This is a genomic window from Streptomyces sp. NPDC050448 (assembly GCF_040655295.1).
In the GTDB taxonomy this organism is placed as follows: domain Bacteria; phylum Actinomycetota; class Actinomycetes; order Streptomycetales; family Streptomycetaceae; genus Streptomyces.
On sequence record NZ_JBFAJR010000022.1, the window covers coordinates 83,842 to 102,546 of the forward strand.

Annotated in this window: 18 protein-coding genes and 1 riboswitch; of the genes, 10 read left to right on the forward strand and 8 right to left on the reverse strand. The window is 71.3% G+C overall.

Translation table 11 applies throughout. The features are described from left to right. Positions 1-27 precede the first annotated feature (27 nt). Positions 28-1,461, forward strand: coding sequence for a M1 family metallopeptidase (locus AB0I68_RS24535; protein WP_363179486.1), 1,434 nt, complete (start codon positions 28-30; stop codon positions 1,459-1,461). A 451-nt stretch (positions 1,462-1,912) separates the two neighbouring features. Here AB0I68_RS24535 and AB0I68_RS24540 read toward each other — a convergent pair whose 3' ends face one another. Beyond that, entirely contained in the window at positions 1,913-2,488 is a 576-nt protein-coding gene (locus AB0I68_RS24540; RefSeq protein WP_363179487.1) for a TerD family protein, read from the reverse strand. A 170-nt stretch (positions 2,489-2,658) separates the two neighbouring features. Between AB0I68_RS24540 and arfB the strand changes: the two genes are divergently transcribed. Further along, positions 2,659-3,084: an alternative ribosome rescue aminoacyl-tRNA hydrolase ArfB gene (gene arfB / locus AB0I68_RS24545; protein ID WP_363179488.1), complete on the forward strand. Its 426-nt coding sequence runs from the start codon at positions 2,659-2,661 to the stop codon at positions 3,082-3,084. A 13-nt stretch (positions 3,085-3,097) separates the two neighbouring features. Here the strand turns inward: arfB and AB0I68_RS24550 are convergent, their stop codons facing one another. Beyond that, positions 3,098-3,643, reverse strand: a complete 546-nt coding sequence (locus AB0I68_RS24550) for a flavin reductase family protein (protein ID WP_363179541.1) — start codon at positions 3,641-3,643, stop codon at positions 3,098-3,100. A 328-nt stretch (positions 3,644-3,971) separates the two neighbouring features. On the opposite strand from AB0I68_RS24550, the gene cdgB reads away from it, so the two are divergent. Together cdgB and AB0I68_RS24560 are read left to right on the forward strand one after the other, a co-directional pair. Then, positions 3,972-5,681, forward strand: a complete 1,710-nt coding sequence (gene cdgB, locus AB0I68_RS24555; RefSeq protein ID WP_363179489.1) for a diguanylate cyclase CdgB — start codon at positions 3,972-3,974, stop codon at positions 5,679-5,681. A 68-nt stretch (positions 5,682-5,749) separates the two neighbouring features. Then, positions 5,750-6,784, forward strand: coding sequence for a CBM35 domain-containing protein (locus AB0I68_RS24560; RefSeq protein ID WP_363179490.1), 1,035 nt, complete (start codon positions 5,750-5,752; stop codon positions 6,782-6,784). Positions 6,785-6,882: 98 nt separating this feature from the next. Here the strand turns inward: AB0I68_RS24560 and AB0I68_RS24565 are convergent, their stop codons facing one another. The 4 genes from AB0I68_RS24565 to AB0I68_RS24580 all read right to left on the reverse strand — a co-directional run bounded on the left by AB0I68_RS24565 (position 6,883) and on the right by AB0I68_RS24580 (position 10,622). Further along, the gene (locus AB0I68_RS24565; RefSeq protein ID WP_363179491.1) at positions 6,883-7,341 is read right to left on the reverse strand and encodes a hypothetical protein; all 459 of its coding nucleotides are present in this window, start codon (positions 7,339-7,341) and stop codon (positions 6,883-6,885) included. 155 nt (positions 7,342-7,496) lie between these two features. After that, complete coding sequence (locus tag AB0I68_RS24570) at positions 7,497-8,417, reverse strand: 1-phosphofructokinase family hexose kinase (RefSeq protein ID WP_363179492.1); 921 nt, start codon at positions 8,415-8,417, stop codon at positions 7,497-7,499. A 94-nt stretch (positions 8,418-8,511) separates the two neighbouring features. Further along, positions 8,512-9,690 carry an N-acetylglucosamine-6-phosphate deacetylase gene (nagA, locus tag AB0I68_RS24575; RefSeq protein ID WP_363179493.1) on the reverse strand — a complete coding sequence of 393 codons (1,179 nt, stop codon included), beginning with the start codon at positions 9,688-9,690 and terminating at the stop codon, positions 8,512-8,514. Further along, positions 9,690-10,622, reverse strand: coding sequence for an ROK family protein (locus tag AB0I68_RS24580; RefSeq protein ID WP_363179542.1), 933 nt, complete (start codon positions 10,620-10,622; stop codon positions 9,690-9,692). Before AB0I68_RS24580 ends, nagA begins: the two co-directional genes overlap by 1 nt. Positions 10,623-10,820: 198 nt before the next feature. Here AB0I68_RS24580 and AB0I68_RS24585 point away from each other — a divergent pair, with 198 nt between their 5' ends. The 3 genes from AB0I68_RS24585 to otsB all read left to right on the forward strand — a co-directional run bounded on the left by AB0I68_RS24585 (position 10,821) and on the right by otsB (position 13,418). Continuing rightward, positions 10,821-12,122, forward strand: a complete 1,302-nt coding sequence (locus AB0I68_RS24585) for an extracellular solute-binding protein (RefSeq protein WP_363179494.1) — start codon at positions 10,821-10,823, stop codon at positions 12,120-12,122. 115 nt (positions 12,123-12,237) lie between these two features. Continuing rightward, positions 12,238-12,498 carry a DUF3263 domain-containing protein gene (locus AB0I68_RS24590; RefSeq protein WP_363179495.1) on the forward strand — a complete coding sequence of 87 codons (261 nt, stop codon included), beginning with the start codon at positions 12,238-12,240 and terminating at the stop codon, positions 12,496-12,498. Positions 12,499-12,566: 68 nt separating this feature from the next. Beyond that, on the forward strand, positions 12,567-13,418 hold the full coding sequence (otsB, locus tag AB0I68_RS24595) for a trehalose-phosphatase (protein ID WP_363179496.1): 852 nt from the start codon (positions 12,567-12,569) through the stop codon (positions 13,416-13,418). A 117-nt stretch (positions 13,419-13,535) separates the two neighbouring features. On the opposite strand, the gene AB0I68_RS24600 is transcribed toward otsB, so the two are convergent. Beyond that, positions 13,536-14,984 (reverse strand): trehalose-6-phosphate synthase, encoded by a 1,449-nt coding sequence (locus AB0I68_RS24600; RefSeq protein WP_363179497.1) that lies wholly within the window; start codon positions 14,982-14,984, stop codon positions 13,536-13,538. Between the two features lie 33 nt (positions 14,985-15,017). Further along, the gene (locus AB0I68_RS24605) at positions 15,018-15,968 is read right to left on the reverse strand and encodes a glucosyl-3-phosphoglycerate synthase (protein WP_363179498.1); all 951 of its coding nucleotides are present in this window, start codon (positions 15,966-15,968) and stop codon (positions 15,018-15,020) included. Positions 15,969-16,163: 195 nt separating this feature from the next. Beyond that, positions 16,164-16,313, forward strand: a riboswitch (SAM riboswitch). 17 nt (positions 16,314-16,330) lie between these two features. Between AB0I68_RS24605 and thrC the strand changes: the two genes are divergently transcribed. The 3 genes from thrC (at position 16,331) to AB0I68_RS24620 (ending at position 18,505) form a co-directional block, all read left to right on the forward strand. Then, positions 16,331-17,605, forward strand: a complete 1,275-nt coding sequence (gene thrC, locus AB0I68_RS24610) for a threonine synthase (protein ID WP_363179499.1) — start codon at positions 16,331-16,333, stop codon at positions 17,603-17,605. A 35-nt stretch (positions 17,606-17,640) separates the two neighbouring features. Then, positions 17,641-17,919 (forward strand): MoaD/ThiS family protein, encoded by a 279-nt coding sequence (locus tag AB0I68_RS24615; protein ID WP_363179500.1) that lies wholly within the window; start codon positions 17,641-17,643, stop codon positions 17,917-17,919. 382 nt (positions 17,920-18,301) lie between these two features. After that, positions 18,302-18,505 (forward strand): cold-shock protein, encoded by a 204-nt coding sequence (locus AB0I68_RS24620; protein WP_005315736.1) that lies wholly within the window; start codon positions 18,302-18,304, stop codon positions 18,503-18,505. The last annotated feature ends 200 nt before the right edge of the window (positions 18,506-18,705 follow it).

The following is an 18,705-nucleotide window of genomic DNA, read 5'->3' on the forward strand; positions in this document are numbered from 1 at the left end:
ACATCGGGCCCACATAGGATCGAGCGCGTGGAACACCGCGCGCTCTCCCGCCTCGCCGTCCCTGCCGCCGCCCTGCTCGCCCTCACCACGGCGTGTACGGCCGGCACGGTGCAGGGGCGGCCGGGTGCGTCCGGGCTGCGCGACCCGTACTTCCCCAAGGCCGGCAACGGCGGCTACCAGGTCGAGCACTACGGCCTGGACCTCGACTACGACCCCGCCGACGGGGAGTTGAACGCCACCGCCGTCATCACCGCCCGCGCGGAGCAGGGGCTCAGCTCCTTCAACCTCGACCTGAGCGGCCTGAACGTCGAGAGCGTCACCGTGCAGGGCAAGGGTGCCCGGTACAACCGGACCGGGCGGGAGCTGACGGTGCGTCCGGCCGAAGACCTGAAGAAGGGCGCGGTGTTCCGGACGGAGATCGAATACCGCGGGAAGCCGAAGCCCATCACGGACGCGGACGGCTCCAAGGAGGGCTGGATCACCACCGGGGGCGGGGCCGTCGGGGTCGGTGAGCCGATCGGGTCGATGGCCTGGTTCCCCGGGAACCACCACCCCAGCGACAAGGCCACGTACGACATCACCCTGACGGTCCCCAAGGGCTACGAGGCGGTCTCGAACGGCGAGTTGGGCTCCCGCACCGACACCGCCGGGGTTCCCTCCCGGACGGAGTCCGGGGGAGGGCAGACCGAGTTCGTGTGGCACAGCCCGGAGCCGATGGCGAGCTATCTGGCCACCGCCGCGATCGGGAAGTTCAAGGTGACGACCGGGCGGACCCCCTCGGGGGTCGCCCTCTACGAGGCCGTCGCACCCGGGGAGGCGGCCGCGAGCGCGCCGGCGCTGGCACGGCTGCCGGAGATCGTGGAGTGGGGCACCGGCAGGTTCGGCCCGTATCCCTTCGGCACCGCCGGGGCGATCGTGCTGCCGGCCGACACCCTCACGTACGCGCTGGAGACGCAGACCAAACCCGTCTTCTCCGGCGCGCCCGACGAGAAGCTGGTCCTGCACGAGACGGCCCACCAGTGGTTCGGCGATTCGGTGTCGCCGAAGTCCTGGAAGGACATGTGGCTCAACGAGGGCTTCGCGACCTACGCCGAATGGCTGTGGTCCGAGGACCACGGCGGGACCACCGCGCAGCAGTACTTCGACGCCTTCCTCGCGGGCGACACGGCGGTGGACAAGGACGCCGCGTCCGACTGGGACGCCTTCCCGCCCGCTTCCCCGCCCGGGCCGAAGGACATCTCCGAGGCTCCGGTGTACTACCGGGGCGCGATGGTCCTGCAGCGGATCCGCCAGGAGGTGGGCGACGAGAAGTTCTTCGCCCTGCTGCGCGGCTGGGCCGCGGACCACCGGCACGGGAACGCGAGTACGGCAGACTTCACCGCGTACGCGGAGCGGAAGACGGGGCACGACCTGAAGAAGGTCTGGGACGTCTGGCTGTACGGGAAGGACCGGCCCAAGTAGGCGACCCTGCCTGTCCGCGCGGCCCGGCGCGACAGCGCCCTCCGCGGCACGGTGCAGTCGCGCCCCGCTCGCGGTCCTCGACCAGGGTCGCGACGGTGCGCCCGCATCCCTCGCGGTGCGCGGTGGCGTCGATGAGCAGCAGGCCGTCCACGGGTCCGGGTCGCCGCAGGCCGGGGGATCCCCGGACCGTGATGCGGTCCGGGTCGCGGAAGTCGCCGCCGGGTTCGAAGAAGGCGCGGGTGGTCGCGCAGAGCGCGGCGATCTCGGTGCGGACCGGGCCGGGCAGGGCGCCGTCCACGGGGACGGGCGGGGGAGGATCACACGGCGAACCGCAGCGAAGCCCCCTCCCCGGACGGGCGGTTTCCAGGGGGCTTCGCTGCGACGGTGCCAGCCGGTCGGGCTCGCGCCGCGACCGGCGGGTCCGGGCCTTGAGCTCGGCTCAGGCTCAGGCTCAGACGTTGACGCCGAAGTCCTGGGCGATGCCGGTCAGGCCGGAGGCGTAACCCTGGCCGACCGCGCGGAACTTCCACTCGGCGCCGTTGCGGTAGAGCTCGCCGAAGACCATGGCGGTCTCGGTGGCCGCGTCCTCGGAGAGGTCGTAGCGGGCGATCTCGGAGCCGCCGGCCTGGTTCACGACGCGGATGTACGCGTTGCGGACCTGGCCGAAGTTCTGGCTGCGGGCGTCGGCGTCGTAGATCGAGACCGGGAAGACGATCTTGTCCACGTCGGCCGGGAGTCCGGCGAGGTTGACCTTGATGGACTCGTCGTCGCCGGAGCCCTCGCCGGTGCGGTTGTCACCGGTGTGGACGATGGTCTGGTCCGGGGTGGACTTGTTGTTGAAGAAGACGAAGTGACCGTCGGAGACGACCTTGCCCATCGCGTTGACCGCGATGGCGGAGGCGTCCAGGTCGAAGTCGACACCGGTCGTCGTACGGACGTCCCAGCCGAGGCCGACCGTGACGGCGCTGAGGCCGGGGGCCTCCTTCGTGAGCGAGACGTTGCCGCCCTTGGACAGGCTTACTGCCATTTTGACTGGTGTCCCTTCCTCGTCGCATGGCCGCGAGATTGTGGCCAAGGTACCGCTGACCTTCATAACGCGGGGAGGGGGGCAGTAGGTTCCGCTTCAGGACCCCACCGCCGGACTCCGCCGCGGAAATACGCGTGACGGGCATCGCGCAGGGCGGGATCATAGGGGGCATGCCTGGTCCCTATGTCATTCGCGGTTCGGTCGTGCTCCCCGAGGCGGAGCTCGCCTGGCGCTTTTCGCGATCCTCCGGGCCGGGCGGGCAGCACGTGAACACCTCGGACTCGCGGGTGGAGCTGCTGTTCGACGTGGCGGCGACGAAGGCGCTGCCGGACGTCTGGAAGGAGCGGGCGCTGGAGCGGCTCGCCGCCCGGCTGGTGGACGGGGTGCTGACCGTACGGGCCTCCGAGCACCGGTCGCAGTTCCGCAACCGGGAGATGGCGCTGGTCCGGATGGCGTCCGCGCTCGCCGAGGCCACTGCCCCGCCGCCCAAGGCGCGCCGCGCCACGAAGATCCCCCGGGGGATCAACGAACGCCGCCTGCGGGAGAAGAAGGCCCGGGGCGAGACCAAGCGCGGCCGCACCGGCCGCGACTGGTAGTGCTGCCGGATCCTCAGCCCGCCAGGTGGCGGTAGCGGCCGCGGAAGTAGGTCAGCGGCGGGGAGTCGGGGGACGGGAGGGCCGAGGTGAGGACGCGGCCGATGACCAGCGTGTGGTCGCCCGCCTCGACGCGGTTCTCCGTACGGCATTCGAGGGTGGCCACGGCGCCCGTCAGCAGCGGGGCCCCCGAGACCTCGCCGCGGACGTAGGGGAGGTCCGCGAAGAGCAGCCGGTCGCTGATGCGGTTCTTCATCGAGAAGCGGCCCGCCACCTGCACCTGGTGGTCGGCGAGGACCGAGACCGCCCACAGGGGCTGCTCCGCCAGCAGGTCGTCCATCCGGGAGCCCTCGCGCAGGCTCACCAGGACCAGCGGCGGGTCCAGGGACACGGACATGAAGGCGGTGGCCGTCATGCCGACGTCCTCGCCGCCCGGGCCGTCCGGCGTCAGGGGGTTCTCGTGTGCGGTGATCAGGCACACGCCCGCCGCCAGTCGGGACATGGCGGCCCGGAACTCTTCGTTGCTCACGCCCTCAGGATGAAGGGTGGAGGCGATCGGCATGGGTACAGGGGTCGTCTTCGGCACGCCCAGAACGCTAGTCTCGCCCTCCCGCGCCGCACATCGGGCCCGAGTCCGAGTCGCGTCCCCGCCCGTCGACCTAGGCCCGGGCGTATCGTTTGCTCCCGGGAATGTGGGGGAGCGCTCCCAGGTGTCACAGCCCCCCTCCGCCCACCTTTATTCATCTCATGTGACTTGAGTCACAGAGGGCAAGATTTGTTGACCCTGTGTACCTGGCGCACAGCTCACTGTGATTCAGTGGACGGGACACCGCAACGAAACGCCGATGACAAACCTGGAGTTGCTGTCGAGGTCTCGGGGAGAGCGAGCAATGGAGACCGAGTCGGAGCCGTACGTCCGTCTTGCGACCCTGCGGCAGCTTCATCAGGTGGTGGCCGAGCTCAATACGGCCAGGAGCCTGGCGGACACTCTGCAGACCGTCGTGGACGGCATCGTCGTGGGCCTCGGCTACGAACTCGCCTGTGTCAACCTCGTACGCCCTGACGGGGATCTCGTCGTCGCCGCCTTCGCCGGCGACCCCGCCGCAGAGGCTCTCATCACCGGCCGCGTCGGCTCCCGCGCCTCCTGGGAGCGCCGTCTGACGATGGGTGAGAGCTGGGACGGGCTCCGCTTCATCCCGCACACCGAGGGCTGGGTCCTCCTCGAGGACGACGTACCCCAGTGGCACACGGACGGCCCCGATCCGCGCTTCGAGGACGAGTGGCACCCCGAGGACCGGCTCTATGCCCCCATGTATGCGTCCGGAGGGGAACTTCTGGGTGTCATTTCGGTGGACAGACCGCGCAATGGGCGCCGCCCCGGCGCGTGGGGGCGCGAAGCGCTCCAGATGTACGCCTTCCAAGCGGCGATTGCGATCAGCAACGCACGGCTGCGCGCGAACATGCAGCGGGCCCTGGTCCGGCTGGAGCGTGAACAGCAGGCGCTGCGCGCGAGCGAGGAGTCGTTCCGGCAGGCCTTCGAGTACGCGCCCAGCGGCATGGCGATCGCCGAGATGGGCGGGGACCAGCACGGGCGGCTGCTGCGGACCAACGACGCGCTGTGCCGGCTGCTGGGCCGGCCCGCCTCCGTACTGCGCCGGTACTCCTTCTCCGACCTGGTCCACCCCGAGGACATCGGGACCCTGCTGCGGACCTCCGCCGAGGGTGGCCGGGCCGAGCTGCGGCTCGGGCGGCGCGACGGCACGTACGTGTGGGTGTCGCTGCGCAACTCCGTCGTCGCCGACGCCGCCGACGGGCCGCGCTTCCTGCTCACGCACGTCGAGGACATCGAGGAGCGCAAGCGCCACGAGCTGCAGCTCGCCCACCGGGCCAGCCACGACTCGCTGACGGGCCTCCCCAACAGCGCCGAGCTGCGCTCCCGCCTCGGGGCGCGGCTGTGCCGCAGGCCGCAGTCGGTCCTCGCCACCGCCGTGGAGGCGCTCGACGCGGCGTACGAGGGGCAGGGCGCCGGCGGGCTCGTGGCAGGTGGTGGTGCCGGCGAGCACGGCTTTCGGCCCGACGCCTTCCCCGAGCCCTTCGAGTTCCCCGGTGCGCCCGGGGTGCCCGGTGCCCCCGGCGCGGGGGCGGGCCCGTACGACCACCACGTGCACATGGTGGCGCCCGCGACGGACGTCGACGACGGGACGAAGGGGCTCGCGGTGCTCTTCTGCGACCTCGACGGGTTCAAGTCGATCAACGACCGGTTCGGGCACCACACGGGTGACGCGGTCCTGATCGAGGTGGCCCGGCGCCTGACGACGGGCGTCAGGGACGGTGACACCGTCGCCCGGCTGGGTGGTGACGAATTCGTCGTCCTCGCGGACGGCCTGGGCGCCGCCGACGCCGCCGACCTGGCCGTCCGGCTGCGCAACGCGATCATCCCGCCGATCCGGGTGGACGGCCGCGCGGTCCGTGTGGGCGCGAGTTTCGGCATCGGCTGGGCCAGCTGCGGCATGTCGGCGGACGAGGTGCTGCGCTCGGCCGACCAACGCATGTACATCGAGAAAAGGTCCCGTTCCAAGGCGCACCGCCGCGCGGGATGAGCCGATCGGCCGCCCGTGGGCGCACGTGTTCGGGGTAGGCTCCCGTGGGTCGAAAGGAGTGACCTGCGATGACGACGCCCGCGAACCACGGCCCGAACAGTGGGGCGAACCAGCCCGAGGACGACGACCCGTTCGGCTATCTCTACGCGGACGGCCAGGCCGCCGGAGCCACCCCGCCCGCGCCGGGCGGTGGATACGGCTACCCAGGCCCGACGGTCGGTGGTCAGCCCGGCGCGCAGCCCGGTGTCCCCCGTACCTCGTACAACCAGGTGCGCACGGTCGGTGAGCGGACGTACGGCGGCCAGCGCGGCCCCGTCCCGCACCAGCAGAGCCCGCAGCAGCCGCCGGCCTACCAGGCGCAGTACCAGGCCCCGGAGGCGCTCCAGGCGGGCGGCTACGGGGTTCCGCAGCAGCAGCACCCCACGGCGGCGGTCCCCGCACCGAGCGGCCACGGCGGCGGAGGCGGCGGCTCCAGCCGCAAGGGCATGCTCATCGCGGCGGTCGCGGTGGTCGCCGCGGTCGTGATCGGCATCGGTGCGGCCCTGGCCTTCGGCGACAAGGACAAGGGCAAGGACGACAAGGGCAACACCGCGGGCGGGCAGCAGTCCGCGCAGCCGCAGAACTCGCCGTCCGCGCAGCCGAGCACCTCGGAGTCCCCACAGGCCCCGCTGCCCAAGGCGGACGCCTCGGGCGCGGGCATGTCCCTGACCGGCGGTGCGCACCTCGAAGGCTCGGTGGCGGGCGCGAAGAGCGCGGGCGGCCAGTATGTGAGCGGCTTCAACCAGGTCGGCGCGGCGCTGACCTGGACCGTGGACATCCCGACTGCCGGGGACTACACGCTCTTCGTGAACTATGCGGTGCCCGGGAAGGACGCGAAGGCGACCCTCACGGTCAACGGGCAGAGCCCGAACCAGTCCCTGAACCTGTCGAACTTCGCCAAGGCCGACCCCGGTGTCTGGGACAAGGACAAGTGGACCCGCACATTCGCGTGGATCAGCCTCAAGAAGGGCTCCAACACGATGAAGATCTCGTGTGAGGCCGGCAACCAGTGCGAGGCGATCTTCGACCAGCTCGACCTGGGCCAGGGTCACGTCAAGCGCTGACCTCCCACCAGTACGCGGCCCCGGCCGCCACCGGCCCGAGACGACTCCGGCCCCACCGCGTGTGCGGTGGGGCCGGAGCCCGTTGTGCCGTCGGCCCGTCAGCCGCAGTGCACCCAGCCGGTGTTCTCCGAGTGCGTCGACACCAGGTAGGCGGAACCCTTCCAGACGCCCGTCACGTGGGCGTTGATCTGGACGCACGCGCCGCGGGCGGAGACGTACACCGGGCCCGCGTACTGCGTGTAGGCCCGCTGGCCGTCGACGTCGCTGCCGCCGTTGCTGGACTTCAGGCTGATGTCCATGCCGTCGGTGACGAGGAAGTTGGCGTCACGGCGCAGGATGGCGCAGTTCTTGCCGGTGGAGCTGCTGTAGTAGAGAAAGATGACGCCGGCGCCGGTGGCGCCTTCGCCGTCCCCGAGCGGGTAGGCGTCCTGCTGGTAGTAGCCTGCACCGCAGGAGCCGCCCGAGACCGTCTGGGCCTCGGCGGGGACCGCGGCCAGCGCGGAGACGGCCGCCACTCCGGTGCCGATGGCGAGAGCCCTGCGCAGGATTCGGTTCATGTGGTTCAGCCTGTGGCTTTTGAAGATCAACTAATGCGGTGATCCTAATGGCCGGATTCTGATGCTCATGACCTGTCGATCCGTCAAGAAGGCTCCAGCCGAGGTGTTCTGATGGTGGTTTTGGAACTCCGACGGGGTGCCGCGCGGTCGGGTCGTCAGTTGCCGCCGGTGACCGAGACGGCCTGCCGCAACTCTTCGTAGGTGCGGGGGTCGAATTCTCCCGCCGCCGGGGCCTTCACCGTGGCCGCCGACAGGGCGACCGCGCGGGTGAGGCGGGCCGGCCAGTCCAGACCCTCCACCAGGGCGGACAGCAGGCCCGCGACCACGGAGTCGCCGGCTCCGGTCGGGTTGCCGGACAGGGCGCGCGGCGGGGCCGTCTGCCAGGTGCCCTCGGGGGTGGCGGCCAGCAGGCCGTCCGGGCCGAGCGAGGTGACCACCGCGTGGGCGCCCCGGCGGCGGGCGTCGCGGGTGGCCTGGAGCGGCTCGCGGGAGCCGGTCAGCTCGGCGAGCTCGGCGGCGTTCGGCTTGATCATCTCGGGGCGGGCGGCGACCCCGCGGCGCAGGGCCTCGCCGCTGGTGTCGAGCAGGACGGGTACGCCGGCCGTGCGGGCCGACCGTACGAGGACGGCGTACGCGCCGACGGGCACACCGGGCGGGAGGCTGCCGCACAGGGCGACCGCGCCGGCTCCCGGCAGCAGGGCCTCGTAGCGGGCGAGGAACTCCGTCCACTCCGCGGAACTGATCAGCGGGCCGGGCTCGTTGAACTGCGTGGTGTCGCCGGTGGCCCCGTCGACGACGGCCAGCGTGCGCCGGGTGGTGTCCGCGCAGGGGACCAGGGCGTCCGTCACCTGCGGGGAGCCGGCGAGCAGTTCGCGTAGGACCGCGCCCGTGCGGCCGCCCGCGAAGCCGGTCGCGGTGACCTCGTGGCCGAGGGCGGCCAGCACGCGGGCGACGTTGAGGCCTTTGCCGCCGGGTCTCTCGGTCACGGCGGTGACCCGGTGCGAGGTGTGCGGAACCAGCTTCGGTACATGGTGGGTGACGTCGAGTGCGGTGTTGAGCGTCACGGTCAGGATCATGGCAGGCCTCGGTCTCGGTGTGTGCCGGGATCATGCCAAACATGAGTGCGGGCGGCCCAGTCCTCCGGGCCGCCCGCATACCTCCCGTACCCGCTCAGACCAGCGGATCGACGATCCATTCGCCGCGCCGCATGACGCCCTTGACATCGAACCCGGCGTCCAGGACGACCAGGTCGGCGTACTTGCCCGGCTCCAGCGAGCCGACCTCGTCGTACAGGCCGATCAGCCTTGCGGGGTTGACGGAGATCGCCTGGACCACGGACTCGACGGGCAGCTTGTCCAGGGTCACCGACCGCTTGAAGGCGGTGTCCAGGGTCAGTGTGGAGCCGGCGATCGAACCGCCCTCGACGAGGCGGGCCACGCCCTCCTTGACCTCGACCTCCAGCGGCCCGAGGTGGTAGGTCCCGTCGCCGAAGCCGGCCGCGTCCATCGCGTCGGTGATCAGCGCCACGCGGTGCGCGCCCGCGTGGTGGAAGGCCAGCTCCAGCATCGCCGGGTGCAGGTGGGTGCCGTCGTTGATCAGCTCGACGGTGACCCGCTCGTCCTCCAGCAGCGCGGCGATCGGGCCGGGCGCGCGGTGCTCCATGGCGGGCATCGCGTTGTACAGGTGGGTGGCCACGGTCGCGCCCGCGTCGATGGCCTGGCGCGTCTGGTCGTACGTGGAGTCGGTGTGGCCGATCGCGGCGATGACCCCGTGCTCGGCCAGCAGCCGTACGGAGTCCAGCCCGCCCGGGAGTTCGGTCGCGAGGGTGAACATGCGGGCGGCGCCGTGCGCGGCGTCGAGCAGCTTGCGGACCTCGGCCGGGTCGGGATCGCGGAGCAGGTCCTCCTTGTGCGCGCCCTTGCGGCAGGGGTTGATGAACGGACCCTCGAAGTGGATGCCCGCGATCTCGCCCTGCTGGGTCAGCTCGGCGAGCAGCCCGGCGCGGCGGGCCAGTTCGTCGAGGTCGCCGGTGACGGTGGAGGCGACGAGCGTGGTGGTGCCGTGCTCGCGGTGGGTCCGTACGCCCTTGAGGACCTCCTCGGCGGTGCCGGAGGTGAAGGAGGCGCCGCCGCCGCCGTGGTTGTGCATGTCCACGAAGCCGGGGACGATCCAGTGCCCGGACAGGTCGACGGTCTTCGCGCCCTCGCCGGCGCTGCCGGCGATGCGGTCGCCGTCGACGATGACGCGGCCGCCCGCCACGGTCCCGGTGGGCAGCACCACCCTGGCGCCGGAGAGAATCCCCCCGCTACCGCCGGGGGTACCCCCAGTGCTGTGTGCGCTTCCGGACATCAGGCAGGTACCTCCGTGGCGAGTAGGTCCCAGGCGAGCAGCCCTGCGCCCAGGCATCCGGCGGTGTCCCCGAGGGCCGCCGGAACGATGTCGGGCAACCGCTGGAACGTCACGCGCTCCTCGACGGCCGTCCGTAGTGGTGTGAACAAGGTTTCCCCGGCCTCGGCGAGCCCGCCACCGATGATCAGCGTGCGCGGGTCCAGCAGGGTGATCGCGGTGACCAGGCCGTCGGCGAGGGCGCCGACCGCGGTCAGCCACACCTCCCGGGCTGCGCCGTCGCCGGACTCGACGGCCTTGGCGCAGTCCGCGGCGTCCGCGCCGGGGTGGCCGCAGGCGCTCGCCCAGGCGCGGCTGACCGCGGATGCGGAGGCCAGGGTCTCCAGGCAGCCGTGCTGGCCGCAGCCGCAGGCGGGGCCGCCGGGGCGGACCACGATGTGGCCGATCTCGCCCGCGTAGCCGTGGGCGCCGGCCTCGATGCGGCCGGCGATGCCGATGGCGCCGGCGATGCCGGTGCCGAGGGGGACGAACAGGAAGCGGTCGGCGCCCCGGCCGGCGCCGATGCGGCCTTCGGCGAGTCCGCCCGTGCGCACGTCGTGGCCCAGGGCCACCGGGAGCCCGCCGAGACGTCTGCTGAGCAGCTCGCGCATCGGTACGTCGCGCCAGCCCAGGTTCGCCGCGTAGACGGCGATCCCGTTCTCCGCGTCGACGATGCCGGGGACGGCGACGCCGGCGGCGGAGGCGGGCACGCCGAAGCGCTCGCGGCCGAGCTCGAACAGCTCGGCGGCGAACTCCAGGATCGTCTCGACGACGGCGTCGGGGCCCCGGTCGCGGCCGGTGGCGCGGCGCGCTTCGTGGAGCAGGGTGCCGTCGCCGGCGATGAGGGCGGCCTTCATTCCGGTGCCGCCCACATCGAGGGCGATGACGTGTTTCACGGGTTTCACAGGTGACAGTCTCGCGTGCTCGGCGGGGAAAGGTCTAGTCCATTGGAAGGGATTGTTGAGCTGCCATACAAATGCGCGACCTTGGTCGGGACACCAACCGGACACGGTGCGTTCCGGATGTGGACGAGCCGCCAAAGTGGTGTAGACCTTACGTGGATCGTACGTACAACAAGGGGTGGATCGAGAACTGTGAAGGGCCGTTACCTGAGCCTGGCCGCGACCGGCGCCGCGCTGAGCCTGACCGCCGTGGCGCTGACCGGCTGCGCAGCCGTGAGCAGCCTCACCGGGGACAACGAGGTGACCCTGCGGGTCGTGGCGGCCGACTACGGGGACAATCCGCAGAACTCCTCGACGGGGTACTGGAAAGACCTCGCCACCGGCTTCGAGAAGGACCACCCCGGGGTCAAGGTCGAGGTCAGCGTCTACTCCTGGTCCGAGGTCGACGCCAAGGTCGCGGCGATGGTCAAGGCCGGCAAGGCCCCCGACATCGCGCAGATCGGCGCCTACGCCGACTACGCGGCCGCCGGCAAGCTGTACACGGCGGACGAACTGCTCTCCGTCACCACCGAGGCGGACTTCCTGACGCCGCTCGCGGACGCGGGCAAGATCCGGCGGGTCCAGTACGGCATGCCCTTCGTGGCCAGCACCCGCCTGCTCTTCTACAACGAGAAGCTGCTGACGGACGCCGGGGTCATCGCGAAGGACGCCAAGAGCGGGTGGCAGCCGAAGAGCTGGGCCGACCTGGAGGCCGCCGCGAAGAAGCTCAAGACCGCGGGCGTCCCGACCCCCTTCGCGCTGCCGCTGGGCCGCGAGGAGGCGCAGGCCGAATCGATGATGTGGATGCTCTCCGGCGGTGGCGGCTACACCGACAACGAGGAGGCGTACGCGATCGACTCCCCGGAGAACGTCAAGACCTTCGAGTTCCTGCGCGACAAGATGGTCGGCCAGGGGCTGACGGGCTCGGCGGAGCCGTCGAAGACGGACCGGCAGGCCGCCTTCGACGCCTTCGCGCGGGGCGAGGTCGGCATGCTCAACGGCCACCCCACGCTGCTGAAGCAGGCGGCGGGGAAGGGCGTGAAGTTCGGCATGGTGGCCATGCCGACCGCCGACGGGACCGACCACCCGACGATGGGCGTCGCGGACTGGGTGATGGCCTTCAAGAACGGGCACCGCAAGGAGTCCGGGAAGTTCCTGGACTACCTGTACGAGGCGAAGAACGTGACGGCCTTCACGAACAAGTACGACCTGCTGCCGGTCACGACGAGCGGCTACCGGGCGGTGGACTCCAGTACGGGGGGCGCGGCCCCGCAGCTGAAGACGTTCCTGCAGGCGCTGCCGAGCGCACGCCTCTACCCGGTCGGCAAGAAGTCCTGGGCCGGGGTGAGCGAGGACGTCAAGCAGAACATCGGCAAGAGCGTGCAGCCGGGCGGGCAGCCGGCGAAGGTCCTGGAGGGCATCGCGCAGGCGGCGCGCAAGGCGGACGCCCACTGAGCCGCGGACGCCCACTGAGCCGCGGACGCCCACTGAGCCGCGGGCGCCCACTGAGCGGCGGGCGCCCGGCTGCGGGCGCCCGGTGGCTGTCGGCGGGCGGCGTTAATCTGGCCGTATGACGGATGACGGGAGGCCGGACGGGAGGCCGGACGGGCGGCTGACGGCCACCGAGGCCGCTGTGCTCGCGTACGAGGGACGCACCTGGCCCGGGCCAGGGGCCAAGGAGCGGGCCATACGGGAAGGGCTGGGGATGACCCCGGTCCGCTACTACCAGCTGCTCAACGTGCTGATGGACGACCCGCGGGCGCTGGCCCACGCGCCCGGCACCGTCAACCGGCTCCGCCGCATCCGCGAAGCCCAGCGGGCCAGGCGCTGACGCACCGGCGCCCACGGGCCCGCCGCGCGCCGTAGCCGTGGCCCGGCAGGGCCGTTAGGGTCGTCCGTATGGGGAGCCATCCGCACAGCCTGCCGATGCCCGTGACAGCCGCCGGACGTGAGGGACTCGAAGCCCTCCTCCGCTCACCCCGCCGTTCCGTGGTCGCACTCGACTTCGACGGCACCCTCGCCGAGATCGTCGCGGACCCGGACCAGGCGCGGGCCCACCCGGAGGCCGTCGAGGCGCTGGCCGCGCTGGCCCCGCAGGTCGCCTCGGTGGCCGTGATCACCGGCCGCCCGGCGGGTGTCGCGGTCCGCTACGGGGGCTTCGCCGGGATCCCCGGCCTGCAACACCTGGTGGTCCTCGGCCACTACGGGGCCGAGCGCTGGGACGCCGTGAGCGGCATCGTGCACACCCCGGCCGAGCACCCGGGAGTCGCCGCCGTACGGGCGGAGCTGCCCGGGTTCCTGGACTCCATCGGCGCCTGGCGCGGCACGTGGATCGAGGAGAAGGGCCGCGCGCTGGCCGTCCACACCCGGCGCGCCGAGGACCCGGAAGCGGCCTTCGCCGCGCTGCGCGAGCCGCTGGCCGAGCTGGCGGCGCGCCACGGGCTCATGGTGGAGCCCGGCCGGGCGGTGCTGGAACTGCGGCCCCCGGGAATGGACAAGGGCGTGGCCCTGACCGAGTACCTCGCGGAGACGGGCGCCGAGGCCGTCGTGTACGCGGGGGACGACCTCGGCGATCTGGCCGCCTACGCAGCCGTCGAGAAGCTCCGCACCGACGGCCTCCCGGGGCTGCTGGTGTGCAGCGGCTCGGCGGAGGTTCCCGAACTCGCCTCCCGCGCCGACCTCGTGCTGAACGGCCCGGCCGAGGTCGTGGCCTTCCTGGCGACGTTGGCCGAAGCCATCCGCTCCGCGTAGACAAACGCCGGCGGGGCCGATTTTCAGTCTCGCCGGCGTTTGAGGCGCGGGGTCTGGGGCGGAGCCCCGGTTTCGGGAAGGGGCGGGGCGGGGAAGGGCTCCGCGCAGCGGCAGCGGCTACGCCTCGCGCAGAGCGGCCAGCTGGGCCGCGAACCAGTCCGCCGGCGGGAGGGCGGTGGCAGCGGCAGCCAGCCGCTTCGTACGCTCCAGCCGCTCACCCACCGGCATCGACAGCGCCGCGTGCAACGCCGCGGCCGTCGCCGACACGTCGTACGGGTTCACCGTCAGCGCGTCCTCGCGGAGCTCCCGGTACGCGCCCGCGCCGGTCGACAGCACCAGCGCGCACCCCTCTTCCGACACCACCGGGATCTCCTTCGCCACCAGGTTCATCCCGTCCCGCACCGGATTCACCAGCGCCACGTCGGCCAGCCGGTACGCCGCCAGCGAGCGCTCGAAGTCGTCCTTCACGGACACGAGCACCGGCCGCCAGTCCGCCGTACCGAATTCCGCGTTGATCCCGGCCGCCAGCTCCCGCACCGACTTCGTGTACTCCCGGTACACCGCCAGGTCCTGCCGCGAGGGGTAGGCGGAGGCCAGGTGCACCACCTGCCCCCGCCACTCGGGGTGGACCGTCAGCAGTTCCCGGTACGCCAGCAGGCCGCGCAGGATGTTCTTCGACAGCTCGGTCCGGTCCACCCGGACGATCGTCCTGCGGCCCCCGACCTCCGCCCGCAGCTCCGCCAGCTTCGCGTCGACCTCCGGCCGGTGCGCCAGCGCCCGCAGCTCGTCGGCGTCCACGCCCAGCGGGAACTCGTCCACGTGCGTGAACCGGTGGCGCCCGTGCCTCCCGTGGTGCTCCACCCCGAACCGCGGGTCCCCGCTCGGCCAGTACCCGTGCGCGTGCCCGCTCGCGTCGTCGATGCCCGCGCCGGTGATGAAGGCGCCGGACCACGCCCGCGTGTGGAAGCCCAGCCGGTTCGCCCCGAGCATCCCCCACAGCAGCTGCCCCCGGACGTCGTCCGGGAGCATCCGCAGGAACTCCGGCGACGCCCACGGCGTGTGCGTGAAGTGCCCGATCCGCAGGTCCGGCCGCAGGTCCCGGAGCTGACCCGGCACCAGCGCGAGGTGGTAGTCCTGCACCAGGACCCGGGCCCCCTCGGCCGCCTCCTGCGCGAGGGCCTGCGCGAAGGCCTCGTTGTACGCGACGTACGTCCCCCACTGCCGCCGGAATTCCGCGTCGAAGACCGGCTCGCGCGGGATGTCGTAGAGGTGGTGGTGGGTGAACCAGAGCACGGAGTTCGCGATGCCGTTGTACGCGGCGTCGTAGATGGTGGGATCGATGTCCAGCATCCGGACGCCCGGCTCGGAGACCCCCCGGCGGACCGCCTCGCGGTCGGCGTCCGAGAGGGCCGCGCAGATCCACAGCGCCTCCGGCTGCCGGGCGAGGGCGGCGGAGAGGCCGGAGACGAGACCACCCCCGCCGCGGCGGGCCGTGAGTGTGCCGTCGTCGGCGAGAACGTAGGAGAGCGGGCCGCGGTTCGCTGCAACGAGTACCTGGGAAGCCATGCGGCCAACCTAAACGTGTGTACGCCGCACCCGCTACGCCACGCGACGCACCGCGTACTCCTCGACGTCCGCCATCGGCGGCCGCTCCTCGGTGTCCACGGGGTACGTGTGCGGGACGAACCCGTCGGGCCCGCGCTCGAACTGCGTCAGTTCCGGCCGTACGTGGTGCCCGCGCGAGAGGCGTACCAGGGCCGTGCTGTAGATCGCCGCGGCCATCCGGCCCAGCGCCCGGCCGTCCTGATGGCGGTGCAGCCGTACGCCGACGTCCACCTGGGCCAGCGCGTCCAGCCCGACCGTGTGCAGCGCGTCCACCAGCAGGCCCAGCTCGACGCCGTACCCGACGGGGAAGGGGAGACGTTCCAGCAGGGAGCGCCGTACGGCGTACTCGCCGCCCAGCGGCTGGACGAAGCCCGCCAACTGCGGCCAGTGCAGATTGAGGAGGGGGCGGGCGACGAGCTCGGTCACCCGCCCGCCCTGGCCCGGCGCGTCCCCGAGCGGGCGGTCGTACATCGCCTTGACGAACTGCACGTCCGGCTCGGTCAGCAGCGGCCCCACGATCCCGGAGACGAACGTGGCCGAGAAGTCCCGCAGGTCGGCGTCGACGAAGCAGACGATCTCGCCGGTGGTGGCCAGCAGCGAGCGCCACAGCACCTCGCCCTTGCCGGGCAGGGCCGGGATGCGCGGCAGTATCTCGTCGCGGTGCACCACCCGGGCGCCGGCCTTCGCGGCCACCTCGGCGGTCCGGTCGGTGGAACCCGAGTCGACCACGACCAGTTCGTCGACCAGCGGCACCGGCAGCCCGTCGATCAGATCGCGCCGGATCACCTCGACGATGGCGCCGACCGTCTCCTCCTCGTCGAGCGCGGGCAGGACGACGCTGACCGTGGTGCCTGCCGCCCGCTTCGCGGAAAGCAGCTGGTCGAGCGGTCGGTCGGCCGCGGACCAGGAGCGGTCCGCAAACCAGCGCTCCACCTCTTCCAGCACGTTCGGCACTCCTTGGTTCCTCGTCGGTCCTCGGCGGTTTCCGCCGAAAAGTGATCCATCTCGCGGTTCGGACGGCTGTCTCAACCAACCGGACCTTCAGTTACAGTCTTGAACAACGCGAAGGGCCACCGCATGCCGGGGGTCCCCGCGAACAAATGCCCGGACGTGCCCAGAGCGCGCGACCCGGTGCCATACCGCTCATCCAGAGGGGCAGAGGGACACGGCCCGTTGAAGCCCCGGCAACCCTCCAGTCGGTTCTCGCGCTTGTTTGCAGCAGCGAGGTCCCCGGCTAGGGAAGGTGCCAATTCCGTCTCATGGCGAAGTGCGCCATGGGGAAGATGAGGAGAAAGGGCCTCGCCATCATGGCTGCACAGACTGTTGCCACCTCTGTCGATCTCGGACCTGCCACCGGCCTTTCCTGTCGTGAGTGCGGTACCCGCTTCGAGCTCGGCCCCATCTTCGCCTGCGTCGAGTGCTTCGGGCCGCTGGAAGTCGCCTACGACCTTCCCACCGGCGACCCGCAGGCCCTGCGCGCCGCGATCGAGGCCGGCCCGAACAACATCTGGCGCTACGCCCCGCTGCTGCCCGTCCCCGCGGACGTGGCCTCCAAGCCCAGCCTGAACCCCGGCTTCACCAAGCTCGTCGACGCCCGGAACCTGGCCAAGGAGCTCGGCGTCACCGGCAAGCTGTACGTCAAGGACGACTCCGGCAACCCGACGCACTCCTTCAAGGACCGCGTCGTGGCCATCGCCGTCGAGGCCGCCCGCGCCTTCGGCTTCACCACGCTCTCCTGCTCCTCCACGGGCAACCTGGCCGGCGCCGTCGGCGCCGCGGCCGCCCGGGCCGGCTTCCGCTCCTGCGTGTTCATCCCGCACGACCTGGAGCAGGGCAAGGTCGTCATGGCCGGTGTGTACGGCGGCGACCTGGTCGGCATCGAGGGCAACTACGACGACGTCAACCGCTTCTGCTCCGAGCTCATCGGCGACCCGCTGGGCGAGGGCTGGGGCTTCGTCAACGTCAACCTGCGCCCGTACTACGGCGAGGGCTCCAAGACGCTCGCGTACGAGATCTGCGAGCAGCTCGGCTGGCAGCTGCCCGACCAGATCGTGATCCCGATCGCGTCCGGCTCGCAGCTGACGAAGATCGACAAGGGTCTGCAGGAGCTGATCAAGCTCGGCCTCGTCGAGGACAAGCCGTACAAGATCTTCGGTGCCCAGGCCGAGGGCTGCTCCCCGGTGTCGACCGCCTTCAAGGCCGGTCACGACGTGGTCCGCCCGCAGAAGCCGAACACCATCGCCAAGTCGCTCGCCATCGGCAACCCGGCCGACGGCCCGTACGTCCTGGACATCGCCCGTCGTACGGGCGGCTACGTCGAGGACGTCAACGACGAGCAGGTCGTCGAGGCCATCAAGATCCTCGCGCAGACCGAGGGCATCTTCGCCGAGACCGCGGGCGGCGTGACCGTCGGCGTGACCAAGAAGCTCATCGAGAACGGGCAGCTCGACCCGGCGCTGACCACAGTGGTCCTGAACACCGGTGACGGCCTCAAGACCCTGGAGGCGGTGGCCGCGGACAGCGGGCAGACCGCCACCATCCGCCCGAGCCTGGACGCGTTCCGCGCCGCCGGCCTGGTCTGACCCACCCCCTCCGTTCCCGGAAAGGCAGTAGCGCCATGAGCGTCAACGTCCGCATCCCCACCATCCTGCGCACCTACACCGGCGGCAAGGCCGAGGTCGCCGCCGAGGGCTCGACCCTCTCCGAGGTCATCGAGTCCCTGGAGAAGAACCACCCGGGCATCGCCGCGCGCGTCCTGGACGACCAGGGCAAGCTGCGCCGCTTCGTGAACGTCTACGTCAACGACGACGACGTGCGCTTCGAGGGCGGCCTGGACGCGGTCACGCCGGACGGCGCGGGCGTTTCGATCATTCCCGCCGTCGCGGGCGGCTGCTGACACGCGAAACCCAGAATTGCCCCTTCCGGTAAAAGCGGAGGGGGCAATTCTGCTTGGTTGGGCGCGGTAGAGTTGGGGAAGTCCCCTCCGCTGTTCTTGCCTGCCGCATATGAGCGGGTCGAGCGAGGGTTGACATTGAGTCAATGTGCAAGTGCGGTATGGGGCTTTGGCGAGATATGCCGGGTCCGAGTTGCCCGGCAATATGCCAAATTTTCACTCTATTTCAATGTATCCCCGTGTCCGGATTTCTCGTCGGATTGACCTGTTGCAGACAGCAGCGGTGCAGATACATTCAGCCCCGGTCGAGGCGTTCCGGCGCAAGTTCTGACCCGGGACCGCGAAGTGCGGTCCTGCGCAAGGGCCAGTAATAGGGGAGTTAGGCATGGCTCAGGGCACCGTCAAGTGGTTCAACGCGGAGAAGGGCTACGGCTTCATCGCGGTCGACGGTGGTGCGGATGTGTTCGTCCACTACAGCGCCATCCAGATGGACGGGTACCGCACCCTTGAAGAGGGTCAGCGGGTCGAGTTCGAGATCTCGCAGGGCCAGAAGGGTCCGCAGGCGGACATGGTCAAGCTCGCCGTCTAGCCCCGGCGCGATCGACCACCGACGCATACACACGAGGGCCCGCATCCCGGACAGGGATGCGGGCCCTTCGTGCTGGGGGCGGGGAGTCACCCGAGCCGCGGCGAGGCTTCTTCGAAGCCGCTTGCACTCTCGGGGGTCGAGTGCTAATCATTGGCGTTAGCACTCTCCTGGTGAGAGTGCTACTACACAGGACCGGGTCG

Coding starts and splice junctions, on each gene's coding strand:
- otsB (WP_363179496.1), top strand. CDS start 12,567: ATGGGGAGCCATCCGCACAGCCTGCCGATGCCCGTGACAGCCGCCGGA.
- AB0I68_RS24620 (WP_005315736.1), top strand. CDS start 18,302: ATGGCTCAGGGCACCGTCAAGTGGTTCAACGCGGAGAAGGGCTACGGC.
- AB0I68_RS24600 (WP_363179497.1), bottom strand. CDS start 14,984: ATGGCTTCCCAGGTACTCGTTGCAGCGAACCGCGGCCCGCTCTCCTAC.
- AB0I68_RS24550 (WP_363179541.1), bottom strand. CDS start 3,643: ATGCCGATCGCCTCCACCCTTCATCCTGAGGGCGTGAGCAACGAAGAG.
- AB0I68_RS24590 (WP_363179495.1), top strand. CDS start 12,238: ATGACGGATGACGGGAGGCCGGACGGGAGGCCGGACGGGCGGCTGACG.
- cdgB (WP_363179489.1), top strand. CDS start 3,972: ATGGAGACCGAGTCGGAGCCGTACGTCCGTCTTGCGACCCTGCGGCAG.
- AB0I68_RS24540 (WP_363179487.1), bottom strand. CDS start 2,488: ATGGCAGTAAGCCTGTCCAAGGGCGGCAACGTCTCGCTCACGAAGGAG.
- thrC (WP_363179499.1), top strand. CDS start 16,331: ATGGCTGCACAGACTGTTGCCACCTCTGTCGATCTCGGACCTGCCACC.
- nagA (WP_363179493.1), bottom strand. CDS start 9,690: ATGTCCGGAAGCGCACACAGCACTGGGGGTACCCCCGGCGGTAGCGGG.
- AB0I68_RS24615 (WP_363179500.1), top strand. CDS start 17,641: ATGAGCGTCAACGTCCGCATCCCCACCATCCTGCGCACCTACACCGGC.
- AB0I68_RS24570 (WP_363179492.1), bottom strand. CDS start 8,417: ATGATCCTGACCGTGACGCTCAACACCGCACTCGACGTCACCCACCAT.
- AB0I68_RS24560 (WP_363179490.1), top strand. CDS start 5,750: ATGACGACGCCCGCGAACCACGGCCCGAACAGTGGGGCGAACCAGCCC.
- AB0I68_RS24565 (WP_363179491.1), bottom strand. CDS start 7,341: ATGAACCGAATCCTGCGCAGGGCTCTCGCCATCGGCACCGGAGTGGCG.
- arfB (WP_363179488.1), top strand. CDS start 2,659: ATGCCTGGTCCCTATGTCATTCGCGGTTCGGTCGTGCTCCCCGAGGCG.